This window comes from Actinotalea caeni (genome assembly GCF_009733795.1).
Taxonomy (GTDB): Bacteria; Actinomycetota; Actinomycetes; order Actinomycetales; family Beutenbergiaceae; genus Pseudactinotalea; species Pseudactinotalea caeni.
This window is the reverse complement of record NZ_WNXX01000014.1, coordinates 18,771-35,428: the sequence shown is the minus strand read 5'-3', so window position 1 is coordinate 35,428 and position 16,658 is coordinate 18,771. Positions and strand designations below refer to the sequence as shown.

The 16,658-nt window shown below is 74.3% G+C and carries 15 protein-coding genes; 10 read left to right on the top strand and 5 right to left on the bottom strand.

All coding sequences use genetic code 11. From position 1 onward, the window contains the following. Positions 1-5 precede the first annotated feature (5 nt). Positions 6-575, top strand: a complete 570-nt coding sequence (locus GPA02_RS12750) for a sce7726 family protein (RefSeq protein WP_156200516.1) — start codon at positions 6-8, stop codon at positions 573-575. On the opposite strand, the gene GPA02_RS12745 is transcribed toward GPA02_RS12750, so the two are convergent. After that, the gene (locus GPA02_RS12745) at positions 547-1,617 is read right to left on the bottom strand and encodes a beta family protein (RefSeq protein WP_162457777.1); all 1,071 of its coding nucleotides are present in this window, start codon (positions 1,615-1,617) and stop codon (positions 547-549) included. The genes GPA02_RS12750 and GPA02_RS12745 overlap by 29 nt on opposite strands. Before the next feature lie 128 nt (positions 1,618-1,745). Here GPA02_RS12745 and GPA02_RS12740 point away from each other — a divergent pair, with 128 nt between their 5' ends. Beyond that, positions 1,746-2,411, top strand: a complete 666-nt coding sequence (locus GPA02_RS12740; protein ID WP_162457776.1) for a hypothetical protein — start codon at positions 1,746-1,748, stop codon at positions 2,409-2,411. Positions 2,412-2,435: 24 nt separating this feature from the next. Here GPA02_RS12740 and GPA02_RS19025 read toward each other — a convergent pair whose 3' ends face one another. Further along, the gene (locus tag GPA02_RS19025; RefSeq protein WP_193567865.1) at positions 2,436-3,080 is read right to left on the bottom strand and encodes a hypothetical protein; all 645 of its coding nucleotides are present in this window, start codon (positions 3,078-3,080) and stop codon (positions 2,436-2,438) included. Between the two features lie 179 nt (positions 3,081-3,259). On the opposite strand from GPA02_RS19025, the gene GPA02_RS12730 reads away from it, so the two are divergent. Continuing rightward, on the top strand, positions 3,260-3,901 hold the full coding sequence (locus GPA02_RS12730; protein ID WP_156200457.1) for a TetR/AcrR family transcriptional regulator: 642 nt from the start codon (positions 3,260-3,262) through the stop codon (positions 3,899-3,901). Beyond that, the gene (locus GPA02_RS12725; protein ID WP_156200456.1) at positions 3,898-4,800 is read left to right on the top strand and encodes an alpha/beta fold hydrolase; all 903 of its coding nucleotides are present in this window, start codon (positions 3,898-3,900) and stop codon (positions 4,798-4,800) included. Before GPA02_RS12730 ends, GPA02_RS12725 begins: the two co-directional genes overlap by 4 nt. A gap of 24 nt (positions 4,801-4,824) precedes the next feature. Here the strand turns inward: GPA02_RS12725 and GPA02_RS12720 are convergent, their stop codons facing one another. Continuing rightward, complete coding sequence (locus GPA02_RS12720; protein WP_156200455.1) at positions 4,825-5,742, bottom strand: SH3 domain-containing protein; 918 nt, start codon at positions 5,740-5,742, stop codon at positions 4,825-4,827. A gap of 52 nt (positions 5,743-5,794) precedes the next feature. Next, positions 5,795-6,286 carry an SRPBCC family protein gene (locus GPA02_RS12715; RefSeq protein WP_162457775.1) on the bottom strand — a complete coding sequence of 164 codons (492 nt, stop codon included), beginning with the start codon at positions 6,284-6,286 and terminating at the stop codon, positions 5,795-5,797. Between the two features lie 47 nt (positions 6,287-6,333). Here GPA02_RS12715 and GPA02_RS12710 point away from each other — a divergent pair, with 47 nt between their 5' ends. From GPA02_RS12710 to GPA02_RS12685, 6 genes are all read left to right on the top strand, one after another. Next, the gene (locus GPA02_RS12710; RefSeq protein WP_156200453.1) at positions 6,334-7,092 is read left to right on the top strand and encodes an SOS response-associated peptidase; all 759 of its coding nucleotides are present in this window, start codon (positions 6,334-6,336) and stop codon (positions 7,090-7,092) included. A 99-nt stretch (positions 7,093-7,191) separates the two neighbouring features. Then, positions 7,192-8,538: a sensor histidine kinase gene (locus tag GPA02_RS12705; protein WP_156200452.1), complete on the top strand. Its 1,347-nt coding sequence runs from the start codon at positions 7,192-7,194 to the stop codon at positions 8,536-8,538. Beyond that, positions 8,535-9,224, top strand: coding sequence for a response regulator (locus GPA02_RS12700; RefSeq protein ID WP_156200451.1), 690 nt, complete (start codon positions 8,535-8,537; stop codon positions 9,222-9,224). Before GPA02_RS12705 ends, GPA02_RS12700 begins: the two co-directional genes overlap by 4 nt. 122 nt (positions 9,225-9,346) lie before the next feature. After that, positions 9,347-10,141 (top strand): ABC transporter ATP-binding protein, encoded by a 795-nt coding sequence (locus GPA02_RS12695; RefSeq protein WP_156200450.1) that lies wholly within the window; start codon positions 9,347-9,349, stop codon positions 10,139-10,141. Further along, a complete protein-coding gene (locus GPA02_RS12690) occupies positions 10,141-12,717 on the top strand; it encodes an ABC transporter permease (RefSeq protein ID WP_156200449.1) in 2,577 nt (858 codons plus the stop codon). Before GPA02_RS12695 ends, GPA02_RS12690 begins: the two co-directional genes overlap by 1 nt. An 80-nt stretch (positions 12,718-12,797) precedes the next feature. After that, the gene (locus GPA02_RS12685; RefSeq protein WP_156200448.1) at positions 12,798-16,181 is read left to right on the top strand and encodes an FtsK/SpoIIIE domain-containing protein; all 3,384 of its coding nucleotides are present in this window, start codon (positions 12,798-12,800) and stop codon (positions 16,179-16,181) included. Here the strand turns inward: GPA02_RS12685 and GPA02_RS12680 are convergent. Continuing rightward, complete coding sequence (locus GPA02_RS12680) at positions 16,064-16,537, bottom strand: hypothetical protein (RefSeq protein WP_156200447.1); 474 nt, start codon at positions 16,535-16,537, stop codon at positions 16,064-16,066. The genes GPA02_RS12685 and GPA02_RS12680 overlap by 118 nt on opposite strands. Between the last annotated feature and the right edge of the window lie 121 nt (positions 16,538-16,658).

Here is a 16,658-nt window from a genome sequence, read left to right as displayed (position 1 = left end):
GGCGCATGCGCGATCGGCATGTACGGGCTGCGCTGCACAGCTACCTGAGCGATCTGCACAGCGCCGAACTGGACGACACCCTCTTCGTTGACGAGATGGGCCTGGCGGGCCTCGTTCGCGTCGACGTCGCGGTAGTCAACGGCACCTTGTCTGGGTTCGAGCTCAAGAGCGCATCGGACACACTGCGACGCCTCCCGACGCAGGTGGAGGTCTACTCTCAGGTTCTCGACCATTCGACGCTCGTCGTCGCCGAGAACCACCACGAGCACGCCTGTTCCATGCTCCCCGAATGGTGGGGTTGCCTCGTCGCGACCTGGGACGGCGAGACGGTCGCGCTTGAAGAAGTGCGCCCAGCCGCCCGCAATCCGTCGATCGACCCGTACGCGCTAGCGACCCTGCTGTGGAGGGACGAAGCCCTGGCGATTCTCGATCGCCACGACGCGGCCAGTGGGGTCCGTAGCAAGCCGCGTCCCGCAATGTGGCAACGACTCGTCGAGCGGCTCGAACTCCCGACGCTGCGCGATGAAGTTCGAGCCGCTCTCAAAGCTAGGGAAGGCTGGCTAGTTGCTCGGTGACGAGCACCAGATGGTGCTTCGTTGCATGCTGTCGCCAAGCCATGCCGCCACCGCCGCCCGCCCCCGACGTCGCCACTGATTCGACCCAGTCCTCACACGAGCAGTGACCACTGGTGAACTCCGGCTCTGCAACCAGCGCCTGGCACGCCACGGGCACTGCCCTGGCACCCAGACTCCGGCCTCCGCTTCCCTTGAAGAGGCCTCCCCTGGCGATCACCCAGACATCGTCCGCCGTGTAGCGGATCGAGGCCTTGATACTCATGAAGCGAGGGTCAATCTGCGTGCCCGGTCCGGGGTCGGCCACAACGTAATCGGCGTAGGACGGCAGTCGGACCCCGTTGTGTCGGACGGTGTTGAAAATGATCCAGTCTTGTCTCGGGATACGCGAAATCGTGTCGAGAGGGAGCTGAGCGGGCATCGCGCCGCCGGCAACTATGAGGCTCCGCCAGTCCATAGGGGTAGGCAGCACGCTGAGCGTCACAGAGAGAAGACGCTCAGTCGTAGTTGTGAGTTCGCCTCCGAGGTCGAGTACGAGGTGGACCTCACTTGGGACCACGCCGAGCAGTCGGAGCAGATCCTCCATGGCTGTACTCGTCATCGGTCCGGGCCATTCGCTCGGAGACAGCCGAAGGCAGACCCCGTCGCTGTCTCTAGCCACTACCCGTGCCACAGCGTCGTGATAATCGGCTGAATAGTCTGGCGAGACTGCTGGGACCAGTGGAAGCCCCAGCGCCCGCGCTTCGCGCGTGATCCATTCGATCGGATGCTCTCCGGTTGCCATGATCTCCCCATCGAGATACCCCGCGTCGATCATCGCCGGCGACGTGCCCCACGAGTCGACGAGTTGCCCGGGAAGTCGCGCAAGGTGATCGTCGACCGACTTCTTGGGCGCGTCGTTCTCGTGGTCCCAGTCGATCGCATGGGCGACAAAAAGCGGCGTGATCTCAGCCTTCGTGGATGGATCGACGGCCTTGAGCCCGTTGCGCTCGCCCTGTTTCGTCAGCAACAGCGGGACGTACTGCGTGGGTGGGATGGCGTCCATGAGACTCCTAAGGTGACAGGTCGCAACAGTTGTAGTGCCTACCTTGGCACGCACCCCCCTCGCACAGGTGTAGTTTCGCCATCCATGATTCCGCGCCATCGCGCCGAAGCAGAAGGCAGGATGCGCATATGAAGCCAAGTACGCGAGCCCGCATCTGGCAGATCGTCGGACTCTTGATCTTCGTGGCGTTGGTTGCGGCAGCGATCTCTCTCGTCTGGGCCGTGATCGCATGGTTCGCCTCCGCGGACTCAGAGGTCGCGCGCGCCGCGATCGCTGCCGCGACGAGCGTGATTGTCGCGGCGGGCACAGTGACTATCACGAAGGTGCTCGACGCAAGGCGCGAGATCAGATCCGAATTGCGGGCGCGGTACCAGGACCCTTACGACAAGTTCACCCAGATGCTGTTCGGCATGCTGCTACGGACCAAGCTGGGCGAGTCCACCACAGGCGGCCCGCGTCCGAAGACCGGGCAGCGCGCTCCTACGACTGCCCTCTCGACAGAGGACCTTGCGAGCATGAACGAGGTTGGGCGGGCCATCATCCTGCAGGGCTCCTCGGAGTCGATCCGCAGGTGGGGCGAGTGGCGGTCTCGCGATTGGGACGCGATCGCCGATCCGAAGGCCCGCGCGGCCGAGCAGATGCGCGGGATGATCGACCTCATGCTCCAGATGCGTCGTGACCTCGGGCACAAGGTCGGACCCGATGAGGCGGCTAACGTCGGCGCCGTCTTCCTCCAGCGCGATGCCATGCAACTCATCGGCTTGCTTCCCGCCGACTCCGCCCCCGCTCCCTAGGGGCGTTTCAGGTGTCAGCCGATCTCACGCGCTATGCGTCCCGGTCCGGGGCCGGCGGTGCCGGGGGGAGGGGCTTGGGCCAGGGGTCAGGGCGAGCGCGCACGTCTGAGCGGCCGAGCTGACGAGGCGACACACGCGGGCGCCGCGAGGATGACGAGGCGGCCGACCAGCACGGCGCGGGTGAGCGGCGTGTCGCGCACACAGCGTGTCGCCGCGTAATCGTTGGAACCACAGGGCAAAGCGGCCAGCCGAGTAGCACTGTTGCATTGCAGGACTTGACAGGTCGAGCCGGCGGCCGCTGGTGCGCAGCATCCGCTCGACGAGGTCGCGCACCTGCCCGTCGGTGAGGATCGTCGTCGTCAGCTCCGACCGACCCGAGCGCGCGACGAACACCTTGCCCGGCTCGTTGATCCAGATCTCCTCGATCTCGGGGTCGTCGAGGTACTTCTGCAGTGGCCCGAGCCCGACGACGGCGTCGTGCAGCGCCTTCGTGGCCTCCTCGAGGTCGGCCAGCCGCGGCACCCGCCCCAGCATCGCCCGCTCGTCGTAGTCGGCGACGGCGTCGGCGATGAGCACCCGCGTGGCCTCGGAGTCGGCCGCAGGGTCCAGCCCGCGGCGGCGGATCAGCTCCCGCACCTCGGTCTCGAGGATCGCCACGCCGTCGTCCATGCCACTCCCCTCGGTCGCGCCACACAACTACTGATGCCGTGCCACGGGGTCCAGTGCGGGAGGCGCGGCTGTGGACGCGGCCGCACGCCAGCCCGAGAATGCTCACGCACTGCGCAGGTGGGCGACCCGACCTCACCCAGGTCTTGTCATCGAACGAACGGTCGTGCTTTTATTGCCCGGTGACCAAGGGAGCACAGACACGCGAGGCCGTGCTGGCCGAGGCGCTGGACCAGGCGAGCCTGCGCGGCCTCAACGGCCTGACGATCGGCACCCTCGCCGACCGGATCGGGATGTCGAAGAGCGGGCTGTTCGCCCACTTCCGCTCCAAGGACCAGCTCCAGGTCGACACCCTCGACCACGCGGCCGAGCGGTTCCGCACCCACGTCGTGCTGCCCGCGCTCCGCGAGCCCGCGGGCGAGCCGCGGCTGCGTACGCTGGTCGAGCGCTGGCTGGGCTGGGACGGCGACGCCGACTACGCCGCGCCCGGCGGCTGCGTGTTCGCGGCCGGTGCCATGGAGTTCGACGACCTGCCCGAGAGCCCCGTGCGCGACCGGATCGTCGCCCACCTCGGCGACCTCCTCGACTCGCTCGCCACCGCCTACCGCTCCGGCGTGCGCGCCGGCGCGTTCCGTGACGACGTCGACCCCGAGGTGTTCGCGCGCGAGTGCTACGGGATCGTCCTCGGCCACCACGTCACCGCCCGGCTGCTGCGCGAGCCACGCGCCGACGAGCGCGCGCTCGCCGCGTTCGAGCGGCTGCTCGCGTCGGTGCGCACGGACACCTCCGCCACCTCACCCACCCCCGACCAGGAGGCCTCGTGAGCTCCCAGAACCGCACGACCGTTCGCCTCCCGCTCCGGATGCGGGTGATGCGCGGCGGCCTCGCCGCGCTCGACCGCGTCGCGCCGTCGCTCGCGGCCGGCGTCGGCTCGCGGCTGTGGTTCCGGGTGCCACCCGCCACCCCTGCCGAACGGCGTCGCGCCCGCACCCCCGCCGGCGGCGAGCCGTTCGAGGTCGGCGCCGACGGGCTGACCGTGCGCGGCCGCGCCTACGGCGACCCGCAGGCGCCCGTCGCCTACCTCGTGCACGGCTGGGGCGGCCACTGGCAGCAGCTCTCCGCGATGGTCGAGCCGCTGCGCGAGGCCGGCTACCGCGTCGTCGCCTACGACGCCCCCAGCCACGGCGACTCCCCCGGCGGCAGCCACGGACCGCACGCCAGCAGCGTCATGGAGCTGGCCCGCTCCTACGCCCTCGTCGTCGAGCGCCACGGCGAGCCCGCGCTCACGGTCGCGCACTCGCTCGGCTCGATGGCCGTGCTGTGGGCCGCCCGCCACCACGACACCCGCCTCGGTGCGCTCGCGACCGTCGCCGTCGCGACCGAGGCCGAGGAGCTGCTCGTCGCCTTCCGCCGCATGACCGGGCTCGGGGCCCGCTCCGGGCAGCGGCTGCTGCAGCGCATCGAGCGCAGCATCGGCGTGCCGATCGCGGCCTTCCACGGCCCCACGCTCGTCGGCGAGGTGCTCGACGGCGCCGCAGCACCGCTGCTCGCCATCCACGACCGCGCCGACGCCGACTCCCCCACCCGGGTCTCCGAACGCCTCGTCGCGTCGTGGCCCGGCGGCGAGCTGGTGCTCACCGACGGCCTCGGCCACCACCGGATCCTGTGGGCGTCCGAGGTCGTCGAGCGGGTCAGCGCGTTCGCGGCGCGGCAGCCGGCCTGAACCACCGCCCGCCGCCGGGCGGCGTCAGGACGTGCTGACGTGCACGTGGTCGTAGTGGTTCGCCGTGGGGCTGCCGCGGTCGGCCATGTGCTCCCAGGCTCCGGCGGGGCTGCCCGCCATCCAGATCTGCTGCTCGAAGATCAGGTAGGTGATGCCGAGCTCGCCGGCGTGCGCCTGCAGGTAGCCGGCGATGTCCCAGCCGGCCTGGCCGCTGACCATGATGTCGAGCGCGTGCCCGCTGCCGTGGTCGCCGCCGTCGCCGGGCCGATAGCCCCCGTAGGCGGAGACGACGCCGGGGAACGCCGCGCACACCGCGCGGTAGGTGGCCGCGGCGTTCGCGGCGAGCGAGGCCTCGATGCCGGCGCTGGTCGCGCACGACGCCGAGGACACGCCCGCGGGCGCCTCCGCCACCTGCTCCTGCGCCGTCGTCTCCTCCGGTGCCGGCTCCTCGGCCGGCTCGCTGTCGACGAGGAAGTCCGAGGCCACCCATGCCACCCGGTCGTCCCAGACGACCTCCGACCAGCCGTCCTCGCTCTCGCCGGTGACGTCGACGACGTCGGCCCGGTCGAGCGTGGTCAGCACCTGGCGCTCGGTCGACGGCCCGGTCCGCACGTTGACGGCGGTGCTCGCCCAGAGCTGGCCGGTCACCTCCGGCAGCGGCTCGGGCATGCCGTCGTCGGGCAGCGCGCGCGGCACGACGGGCGCGGGCACGGCCTGCCGCACCTGGGTGCGGTCGGCGACGTCGCCGCGGCCGTCGACGGCGACCGCCGGGACGTCGTCGAAGGAGACGGTGTCGGGGGCGGCCGGTTCGTCGGTCGGCGCGGCGCCGGCCGCGAGGCCGGTGACGGCGAGCGCGGCGACCGCGACGGCGGCCAGCGCGCGGGTCGGCGCGAGCGGACGGGAGGGGCGGTGCGGGGTGGGGTGGTGTCGGCCTGATGGCACGAAGCAACCTTCGATCGGGTCCAGAACCGAGCCACTGTAACCAGATCGTTATCTAACGGGCTGGGGTCGGGGTCACATCCGCGCGGTGATCGTCGCCACGCTCCAGCAGGGCCCGCAGGGCGGTCTCGCCCCGCTCCATCACGCGTCCGTGCGCCCACACCAGCGGCCACGCGAGCACCCGCAGCGCCGTGCGCATCGCCGGTCGCACGGGCACGACGTGCCAGCGGATCGTCGCCGCGCAGCCCGCCGCCGCGGGCTCCACGCGCCAGTCGCCGGTGCCCACGAGGTCGCCGACGACCCGTGCCGCCGCCCGCCGGGGCGGCTCCGCGGCGACGATCTCCACCCCGAAGCGCAGCCGGTACCCGATCGGGCTGCGCACGACCAGGTGCACCCGCTCCCCGACCGTGGCGGTGCCGCCCTGTCGCACCACCGTCGCGGCGTCCATGCCGGGCCACCACCGCGGCCAGTCCTCCACGCGCTCGAGGACCTCCCAGACCCGCTCGGCGGGCGCCGGGAGCCGCCAGGTGGAGCGCAGCCGCAGCACGCCCCCAGTCTGGCGGTGCTGTCGGCACGCGGTGCGAGGATGGCCACATGTGCGGTCGGTACGCCTCGTTCCGGGAGTCCCAGGACCTCGCCGACGCCTTCGACGTCGACGACATGACCGATGCCGCGCGCGAGGTGATGGCGAGCTGGAACGTCGCACCGACCGACGGTGTGCGGATCGTCGTCGACCGCGCACCTCGGGCCGACGGCGACGCGGCCGACGCCGCACCCGCGGAGGAGCCCGGCGCTCGACGCGAGATGCACCTGGCGCGCTGGGGCCTGGTCCCGCCGTGGGCGAAGGACCTCTCGGTCGGCTCGCGCATGTTCAACGCCCGCAGCGAGACGCTCGTCGAGAAGCCCGCGTTCCGCAAGGCCGCCACGACCAAGCGCTGCCTCGTGCTGGCCGACGGCTACTACGAGTGGCAGAAGGTCGCGGTGCCCGGGCAGTCCACGCCGAGCCGCACCCCGTTCTACATCCACCCGACCGACGGCGCCCCGATCGCGTTCGCCGGGCTGTACTCGTGGTGGCGCGACCCGGACAAGGACGACGACGACCCCGACCGCTGGGTGCTGTCGACGACGATCGTCACCGCGGCCGCGCGCGACGGCCTGGAGGTCATCCACGACCGCGAGCCGGCGATGCTCACCCGCGAGATCGCCGAGTCCTGGCTCGACCCGACCGTCACCGACCACGACACCGTGATGGCGATGCTCGCCGAGCCGGCGCCCGAGCTGTCCTGGTACGAGGTGGGCGCCGCGGTCGGGAACGTGCGGAACGACGGACCGGAGCTCATCGCCCCGGTGTGAGCCCGGTGCGCACGGTCCTCCTGTGGTCGCACACGCCGCGTGCGCCCTCCGGCCGGGGGACGACGCGGTCCGCCCGCGCGTGTCCCTAGGCTGAACTGCGTGACCGCCACGCCTCCCGCGACCCCGGACCCGGGGACCGCTGTGCGCCACCCCTCGGCCGGGGACATCTGGCTCGCGGCCGGGCTGGCGCTGGTGTTCGGCTTCCTGCCCGTCTTCTACGGCGGCGTCGCGCCCGCCAACGATGTCCTCGTCGCCCTCGGGACGGTGCTCGGCCTCGTGCAGCTCGGCGCGCTCGCGTGGCGCCGCGTGCACCCGCGGCGCACCGCGGCCGTGGTCGCGGCGGCCGCCGTCGCCCACTTCGGCCTCGGCCAGTTCCTGCAGCCCTCCGACGTCGCCGTGCTCGTCGCGCTGTACTCGGTGACCGCCTACCGGCGCAGCGGCAGCAGCCGCACCTGGCTGCTGCTCGCGCTCGCCGGCGCGGTCATGGTCGGCACGGGCTTCGCGCTGAGCGACTGGACCGGCGTCGGTCCGGCGATCGCCGTCGGCACCTTCTTCTTCATCGGCTGCGCCGCGCTGGCCCTCACCGCCTGGGCGCTCGGGCTGATGCGCCGGGCTCGGTACGTGCAGCAGGAGTCGCTCGCCGAGCGCGCCGCACGCCTGGAGCGCGAGCGCGACCAGCAGGCGCAGATCGCCACCCAGGCCGAGCGCACCCGCATCGCCCGCGAGATGCACGACATCGTGGCCCACTCGCTCTCCGTCGTCATCGCGCAGGCCGACGGCGGCCGCTACGCCGCGAAGTCGGACCCGGAGGCCGCCGAGCGGGCCCTGACCACGATCGCCGAGACCGGGCGCGCCGCGCTCACCGACATGCGGCGCATCCTCGGCATCCTGCGCACCGACGGCGCCGAGGCCGCCGACCTGGTGCCGCAGCCCGGCGACTCCGACATCGCGGCCCTCGTCGAGTCGCTGCGCGGCACCCTCCCGGTGTCGTTGATCGAGATGGGCGACCCGCGCCCGATGCCTCCCGGCACGGGCTCGACGATCTACCGGATCGCGCAGGAGGCGCTCACCAACATCATCAAGCACGGCGGCCCGGGCGCGAAGGCGACCGTGCTGCTGCAGTGGGCGCCGCAGCGTCTCGTGCTCCAGGTCGACGACGACGGCCGCGGCGCCGCGGCCACCTCCGACGGCGCCGGGCACGGCGTGCTCGGCATGCGCGAGCGCGCCGCGATGCTCGGGGGCACGCTGGTGGCCTCGCCGCGCGCCGGTGGCGGCTACCGTGTGCGCGCGGAGATCCCGGTACCGGGCGGAGCCCAGGCCTCGGCGCAGCCGTCGCAGGCGCCGCTCTCGCCGATCGTCCCGCCCGGCCCGCTCACCGCGCCGGGGGACGCCGACCCCGCCCCCACGCCCGACACCCGCCCCAGCACACCCCCGAGGACCGCATGACCGAGCCCACCACCGACGCCCCGATCCGGGTCGCCCTCGTCGACGACCAGCAGCTGGTCCGCGCGGGCTTCGCGCTCGTCATCAACTCCCAGCCCGACATGGAGGTCGTGCTCGAGGCCGGCGACGGCGCGCAGGCGCTGCGGCTGCTCGGGAGCCACCCGGTCGACGTCGTCCTCATGGACGTGCGGATGCCGACGATGGACGGGCTCGCGGCCACCGCCGCGCTCACCGGGGCCGACGCCGCCCAGCCCACGAAGGTCATCATCCTCACGACGTTCGACCTCGACGAGTACGTGCTGCAGGCGATCAAGGCCGGCGCCTCCGGGTTCCTGCTCAAGGACACCCCGCCGGAGGACATGCTGGCCGCGATCCGCACCGTCCACCACGGCGACGCGGTCATCGCGCCGTCCTCGACCAAGAGGCTCATCGGACACCTCGCGAGCGTGCTGCCCGACGCCGAGCGCACCCCGCCCGCGGTGCTCGACAGCCTCACCGAGCGCGAGCGCGAGGTCCTCGTGCTCATGGCGCGCGGCCGCTCCAACACCGAGATCGCCTCCGACCTGTTCGTCGCCGAGGCGACCGTCAAGACCCACGTCGGTCGCGTGCTCGCCAAGCTCGGCGCCCGCGACCGCGTGCAGGCCGTCGTCATCGCCTACGAGACCGGTCTCGTCAGCCCCGGGTCCTGACGGCGGGCAGGCGGCTCCGACCCCGGTGTCGCCCGCCGCGCGCGGGTCCACCCGTGGGATGACGCACGGACCCGACCCGGGCGCGACGCGGCGGTCCCGGCGCCGGACCTAGCGTCGTCACCATGACGCAGACCATCCCTTCCCCGCCCTCACCGCCCTCACGCCCCGAGACGCCGGCCGCCGCGCGCGCCGTCGGTCTCACGAAGATCTACGGACGCGGCGACGTCGCCGTGCACGCGCTCGACGGCGTCGACGTCACCTTCGCCGCGGGCGAGTTCACCGCGATCATGGGACCGAGCGGCTCCGGCAAGTCGACGCTGATGCACCTGCTCGCCGGACTGGACACCGCGACCGCCGGCCAGGCGTGGCTCGGCGGCACGGAGCTGACCACCCTCAACGACGACCAGCTGACGCTGCTGCGCCGCCAGCGCGTCGGCTTCGTGTTCCAGTCCTTCAACCTGCTGCCGATGTTCACGGCCGCGCAGAACATCGCGCTGCCCTCCCAGCTCGCCGGCACCCGCCTCGACACCGAGTGGTACGACACGCTCGTCGGCACCCTCGGCCTCGGCGACCGCCTCAGCCACAAGCCGCACGAGCTCTCCGGCGGCCAGCAGCAGCGCGTCGCGATCGCGCGTGCGCTGTCCACCCGCCCCGAGGTCGTCTTCGCCGACGAGCCCACCGGCAACCTCGACTCCCGCTCCGGCACCGAGGTGCTGTCGTTCCTGCGCCGCTCGGTGCGCGAGCTCGGCCAGACGATCGTCATGGTCACCCACGACCCCGCGGCCGCCGCCTACGCCGACCGCGTCGTGCTGCTGGCCGACGGCCGCATCGCCGGCTCGATCACCGACCCGACGCCCGAGAGCGTCCTCGCCGGCCTCGACGCGCTGCGCAACCCGGCTGCGACGGTGGTCGGCTGATGCTGCGCGCCACCCTCGACCAGATGCGCGCGTCGGCGGGCAGGCTCACCGCCGCCGCCATCGCGATCCTGCTGGGCACCGCGTTCGTCGCGGCCAGCCTGCTCGCGTCCGCGACCATGGAGCGCGCCACCCACGACGCGTTCACCGCCAGCTACGGCGACGCCGACCTCGTCGTCGACGCCCAGGGCGTGCCGATCGGCCCGGAGGAGGTGGCCGCCGTCCGCGGCACCGACGGCGTCGCCACCGCCGACGTGCAGAGCTGGTTCGGCCTGGAGGTGACCGGGCCGCGCGCCACCGAGTGGGTCTCGTTCTCGCCCACGCCGTCCGACCCCCGGCTCGCCGTCGGCACGCTCTCCTCGGGCCGTGACGCCACAGCCGCGGACGAGATCGTGCTCGCCGCCGACGTCGCCGAGCGGCTCGGCGTCGAGATCGGCGACGTCGTCCCGGTGGGCTTCCAGGTCTACGACGAGGCCACCGACACCCAGGAGCAGCGCACCGACCGGCTCGAGGTGGTCGGGCTGCTGGAGGCCAGCGACAACTTCTTCGCCATGGGCGCCGGTGGCCGGCTCGAGCCCGAGGCGCTCGACGCCTGGCGCACCGAGCAGAACGGCGGCGACCCGGAGTTCTACGGCACCGTGCTGGTCGCGCTGGCCGACGGCGCCGACCTGGAGTCCGTGCGCGCGGACCTGCAGTCCGCGCCCGGGCTGGCCGACGCCTCGGTGTGGACCGTGCCCGAGCTCGCGGCCGAGCGCACCGCGCAGGAGACCGGCTCCAACGTCACGTTCCTCGTCGTGATGCTCGGCTTCGCAGCGGTCGCGCTCTCGGTCGCCGGGCTCGTCATCAGCAACACCTTCCAGGTGCTGGTGGCGCAGCGCACCCGCACGCTCGCGCTGCTGCGCTGCGTCGGTGCCAGCCGCGGCCAGATCCGACGCTCGGTGCTGCTCGAGGCGACCCTCGTCGGGCTGCTGGCCTCGCTGGCCGGGCTGGCGCTCGGCACCGGGGTCGTCATGATCGGCGTCCGGGTGCTCGACGGGGCGTTCGCCAGCTCGACGATCGGCACCACGGTGCCGTTCAGCTGGCCGGTCCCCGTGGTCACGCTCGGTGTCGGCGTGCTGGTCACGCTGCTGTCGGCCCTGGTGCCGGCGCGGATGGCGACCCGGGTGGCCCCGGTCGCGGCGCTGCGCCCGGTCGAGGGTCCGTCCGAGCAGGGCGCGGGCCGGCTGCGGATGACGCTCACCGTGGCAGCGACGCTGGTCGGTGCGCTCATGCTGGCCGGTGGCGTCGCCCTCTCGCTCGGCCTCAGCGACACCGACAGCGCTGACGCGGCCATGCTGGGCGGGCTCGCGATCGGCGTGCTGGGCGGGCTGATCTCGCTCACCGGCATCCTCGTCGGCTCGGTGTTCCTCGTGCCCCGGCTGCTGCCGCTGCTCGGCCGGCTCGCCGGCAAGAGCGTCCCCGCACGGATCGCGACCGCGAACGCCGTGCGCAACCCGCGCCGCACCGCGGCCACGACGAACGCGCTGGTCATCGGCGTGGCCCTCGTCGTCATGATGTCGACCGGCGCCTACTCGGCCCGGCACACCCTCATGGACGAGCTCGACTCCTCCTTCCCTGTCGACGTCGTCGCGCAGGTCGGCGACACCTCGGTCGGCGTCACGCCCGAGCAGGTCGAGGCGGTCCGGCAGACCGAGGGTGTCGCCGCCACGGCGACGCTGCGGACGGGGTCCGTCGAGATCGGCACCGGCGACCTCACGACCTACGTCGACCTCATGGCGGTCGACTCCGGCGACCTCGGGGACGTCATGCGCTCCGACGCGCTCGACGGCCTCACGGACGGCGTCATGGTCATCGGCTGGACCTACGAGCTCGGCGACCTCGACGGCGAGACCGTCACCGTCACGGGCTCCGACGGCACCACGCTCGACCTGCGCATGGTGCCGGGCGACGTCGGGCAGAACACCGCCTACGTCACCCCCGAGGCGGCCGAGATGCTCGTGCCGGACGCGCAGGTGACGACGATCTACGCACGGATGGCCGACGACGCCGACGCGGTCGCGACCGCGGGAGCGGTGCAGAACGCGGTCAACGAGGTCACCGAGGCCGACGGTTCGGCACCGGTGCTCCAGGTCGGCGGGGCCGCGGTCGAGCGCGCCGCCTACGGGCAGGTGATCGACACGCTGCTGGCGGTCGTGCTCGGCCTGCTGGCGGTCGCGGTGATCATCGCGCTGGTCGGCGTCGCCAACACGCTGTCGCTGTCGGTGCTCGAGCGGCGTCGCGAGAACGCGACGCTGCGCGCGATGGGCCTGACCCGCGGCCAGCTGCGGGGCATGCTCGCGGTCGAGGGGGTGCTGATCGCCTCGGTCGGCGCCCTGGTCGGCGGTGTCGCGGGGCTGCTGTACGGCTGGGCCGGCGCTGCGGTCGTGCTCGGCGGGCTGGGCTCGCTCAGCCTCGGGGTGCCGTGGCCGCAGCTGGCCGCCGTCGCGGTCATCGCGCTGGTCGCCGGGCTGGTCGCGTCCGTGCTGCCCGCGCGCTCCGCCGTGCGGCAGTCCCCGGTGGCGGCGCTCGCGACCGACTAGCGGGTCGACGTGCGGCCGCGCCGCAGGGGTTGTCCACAGGCCCCCGCGGCGCGGCCGTGCTGCGCGGCAGCATGGTCGGGGTGAGCCGAGCCGGGAGCCGTCACCACGTCGCGGTCGTCGAGGGGCCCGACGGCGGGTGGGTCGCGCCGCTGCCCGAGGACCGTGCGGTGGTCGTCGGGCGGGCACCGGACGCCGACCTGCCGCTCGCGGACCCCGACCTGTCGCGGCACCACCTCGCGCTGCGCGACCGGCGCGGCCGGTTGCAGGCACGTGCGCTCACCGGCCGCGTGGTGCGGCTCCGGCGCGCCCGCCGGCGGCGCTCGGGTCGGGTCGTGCACGCTCGCGGGCGCCGGCTGCGGCGCCGCTGGCGGCCGGTGCCCGTCGGGTCCCGGCTCGTCGCGGGCGGCACGGTCCTGGAGGTCCGGCCGCACCCAGGGCTGGCGCCCCCGGCCGAGGCGACGCCCTCGCCCGACCTCGGCGAGGGGCTGGGGCTGCGGCTGCTGGTGCCGCTGGCGATGGCAGCCTCGATGGTGCCGCTGGCGCTGACGAGCGCCGCGAGCAGCCCGTGGCGTGCCGTGACCTGGGTCGTGCTGCCGCTCGCGCTGGTGGCCGCGGTCGTCTGGCCGTGGTGGCGTCAGCGCGCCGCACGGCGCCGGTCCCACCCCGAGCCGCCACCGCCCGCTCCGCCGCCCGACCCGGCCGGGCTGCTCGCCGCGGCCGACCACCCGTGGCGCCGCGAGGTCGACCTGCTCGACGCGGGCTGGGCCGGGCACGGTCGGCGAGCACGGCACCGCACCGTCGCGGTCCCCGACCCCGGCCACGCCGTCGCAGTCGTCGGACCGTCCGAGGCCGCGCGCGCGATGGTGCGGTGGCTGCTGTGCCAGCTCGTCCACGCCCACCCTCCCGAGGACCTGGCGGTCGTGGTGCCGCCGGGCTGGGACTGGGCGGCACCGCTGCCGCACACGGCCACCAGCGCGAGCGCGTCGCGAGTCGTGGTCGTCGAGGCCGCCGCGGGCGGCGCCCCTGCGCTGCCGCGCGACGCCGTCGCGCTGGTCGTCGCGCCGTCGCTCGCGCAGGTGCCGCCGGGCTGCGCCGAGGTCGTCGAGGTGAGCGAGCGGCACGACCGCACCGTCGGCACGGCGTGGGCGCACGAGATCGCGCTCGCGCTGGCGCGGGCATCGACGGGCGCGGCGGGGCTGCCCGCCGTCGTGCCGCTGACCGAGCTCGTCGGCACCCCGACCCCGCGCGAGGTGATCGCCCGGTGGCGCGACCGGCCCGCCGGGCTCGTGGTGCCGGTGGGCGCCGGCGAGCAGGGCCCGGTGTGGCTGGACCTCGCCGCGGCCGGCCCGCACGCGCTCGTCGCGGGCACCACCGGCTCCGGCAAGTCGGAGCTGCTCACGACCTGGGTGCTCGGGCTGGCGCTCGCGCACGCGCCCGCCGACCTGCACGTGCTGCTCGTCGACTACAAGGGCGGCGCCACGTTCGGTGCTCTCGCGGCGCTCCCCCACGTCGTCGGGGTGCTCACCGACCTCGACAGCGGCAGCACCGCGCGCGCGCTCGCCGGGCTGCGTGCCGAGGTCGCGCGTCGTGAGCGGGTGCTCGCCGACGCGGGCTGCCGGTCGCTGGCGGAGCTGCACGACCGGGGCCGCTCGCTGCCCAGGCTGCTCGTGGTCGTCGACGAGTTCCGCACGCTCGCCGACACCCACCCCGACCTGCTGGACGGGCTGGTGCGGCTCGCGGCGCAGGGCCGCTCGCTGGGCATCCACCTCGTGCTCGCCACGCAACGCCCCGGCGGCGCCGTGACCGCGGACATGCGGGCGAACATCGCGGTGCGCGTGTGCCTGCGGGTGCTCGAGCAGACCGACTCGGTCGACGTGCTGGGCGACGCCGCCGCGGCGTCCCTCCCGGCGGTCCCCGGACGGGCTGTGCTGCGCACCGACGCCGCCGTCACGGTGCAGGTCGCGTGGCCGGGTGCGGTCGACGATGGCGTCGCCCGGCTGGTCGGCGCCGTCACGGCGGCGTGCGCGACGGCGGCCGGGGCGGACGCGTCCCTCGTGCGCGTGGTGCCGCCGTGGGCACCCCAGCTGCCGGACGTCGTGCCGACCCGCGCGCTGCCCGAGCCGGCGGTCGCGGGGGTGCCGCTGCTGCTCCTCGACGAGCCGGACCGCCAGCGGCACGCCGGTTGGCACCTGGCGACCGGCGAGTCGCTGCTGATCAGCGGGCCGCCCGGGAGCGGCCGCAGCACGGCGGCCCGGACCCTCGCGCGCGAGGCGGTGGCGCGGGGTGTCGTGACGCACGCCGTCGCCGGCGGGCCCGTGGTGCCGCCGGCCGCACCCGCGCGCGGGACCGTCTGCGGGCCCGACGACGTCGCACGCCTGCACCGGCTGCTGCAGGAGCTGCGCGGCCCGCGACCGCAGCCGGAGCTGCTCGTCGTCGACGACGTGGACGCCGCCGCGCGCGCTCTCGACGAGGTGCTCGGCTTCGGCCGCGGCACCGAGATGCTGCAGGACCTGCTGCGGGAGGCGCGTCGCCACCGGCTGGGCGTGGTGCTGACCTCGGCGACACCGGCGACGCGGTGGGCCGTCCAGCTGCGGCACCACCTCGTGCTCGCGCCGCGGGACGTGACCGACGCCCTGGTCGCCGGGGTGCCCCGCGAGCTCGTCGACCTCGGTTCCCCGCCGGGCCGCGGCGTGCTGCTCGACGGACGGTCGGCGCGCACGGCCCACGTCGCGACGTCGGACGCGACCGGCCCCTGGCCGACCCCGGCCACGGCACCGCAGCGGCTGGAACCGCTGCCGACGCTCGTCGACCTGCCTCCCGGGACAGGCGTCGTGCCCGGTTCGACGTGGCTGTTGGTCGGCCTCGGCGGGGCGGCGTACGGCCCGGTGGGTGCCCCGCTGCCCGACGGCGCCGCGTGGCTGGTGCTCGGCGGGCCCCGCAGCGGTCGCACGACGGCGCTGCGCATGCTCGCGGCACGGCTACGCGCCTCCGGCCGCACGGTGTGGACCGACCCTGCGGAGGTGCCATCGACCGGGGCGGGCGTGCTGGTTCTCGACGACGTCGACCGGCTCGCCGCGACGGCAGCAGCCGCCGCCGCCTCGTGCGCCGAGCGCGGCGTGACGCTGCTCGCGACGGCGCGGCCCGGGCCTCTCGCGGCGGCCTACCACGACCTCGCACGGCGGCTGCGCGACCCCGACGTGCTGCTGGTGCTGGGCGAGGACGGCGCACCGCCGTGGACCGGGCCGGAGCTGCGGCCGCTTGTCGCGGGTCCGCGCCGCGCGGGCAGGGGCGTGCTCGTGACGGCGGGCCGTGCCGAACCGGTGCAGGTCGACCGGTGCCGGGCGGCTCAGAGGACGGTGCCGGTGCCCGAGGAGGAGGACGACGAAGGTCGGTTCGTCGCGGCCACCGACGCCGGCAGCAGCAGCCCGGCCGCGACCGCGAGCGAGGCGGCCAGGGCGGGGTAGACCGCCCACGCGGGGCCCTCGCCGACGGCGCCGACCGCGATGGCCGCCTGGATGAGCTGCCAGGTGAGCACCGGGCCGCGACCCCAGCGGCGGCCGTGCCACAGCGCGTTGATCCCGGCGACCAGCAGCAGCACGAACAGCAGCAGCACGACCGCCAGCGCGATCGCGACCGCCGCGCCGCTCCAGCCCTCGCGCGCCGCGCTCACGACCGACCCGACGGCGACGACCACGAGGGCGACCGCCTCGAGGCCGGCGACGACGAGCGCCGCGAGCAGCGGCAGGTTGCGCCAGGGGTCCTCCACGGGCGCGGGCGCCGGGGCGCGCACGGGCTCCTCGGGCGGCAGACGGTCGGGCACGGTGCCAGCCTAGGCGCTGCCCGTGGCGGCGAGCGGCGGCACGACGTGGGCCTGTCCGCAGACCTGTGAGGGAGGTCTCACGGCTTCTCCGACATCTGTCTTGTTGAACCCCTTGTGCCGC

Coding starts and splice junctions, on each gene's coding strand:
- GPA02_RS12690 (WP_156200449.1), top strand. CDS start 10,141: ATGCTGCGCGCCACCCTCGACCAGATGCGCGCGTCGGCGGGCAGGCTC.
- GPA02_RS12740 (WP_162457776.1), top strand. CDS start 1,746: ATGAAGCCAAGTACGCGAGCCCGCATCTGGCAGATCGTCGGACTCTTG.
- GPA02_RS12695 (WP_156200450.1), top strand. CDS start 9,347: ATGACGCAGACCATCCCTTCCCCGCCCTCACCGCCCTCACGCCCCGAG.
- GPA02_RS12700 (WP_156200451.1), top strand. CDS start 8,535: ATGACCGAGCCCACCACCGACGCCCCGATCCGGGTCGCCCTCGTCGAC.
- GPA02_RS19025 (WP_193567865.1), bottom strand. CDS start 3,080: ATGGACGACGGCGTGGCGATCCTCGAGACCGAGGTGCGGGAGCTGATC.
- GPA02_RS12710 (WP_156200453.1), top strand. CDS start 6,334: ATGTGCGGTCGGTACGCCTCGTTCCGGGAGTCCCAGGACCTCGCCGAC.
- GPA02_RS12745 (WP_162457777.1), bottom strand. CDS start 1,617: ATGGACGCCATCCCACCCACGCAGTACGTCCCGCTGTTGCTGACGAAA.
- GPA02_RS12750 (WP_156200516.1), top strand. CDS start 6: ATGCGCGATCGGCATGTACGGGCTGCGCTGCACAGCTACCTGAGCGAT.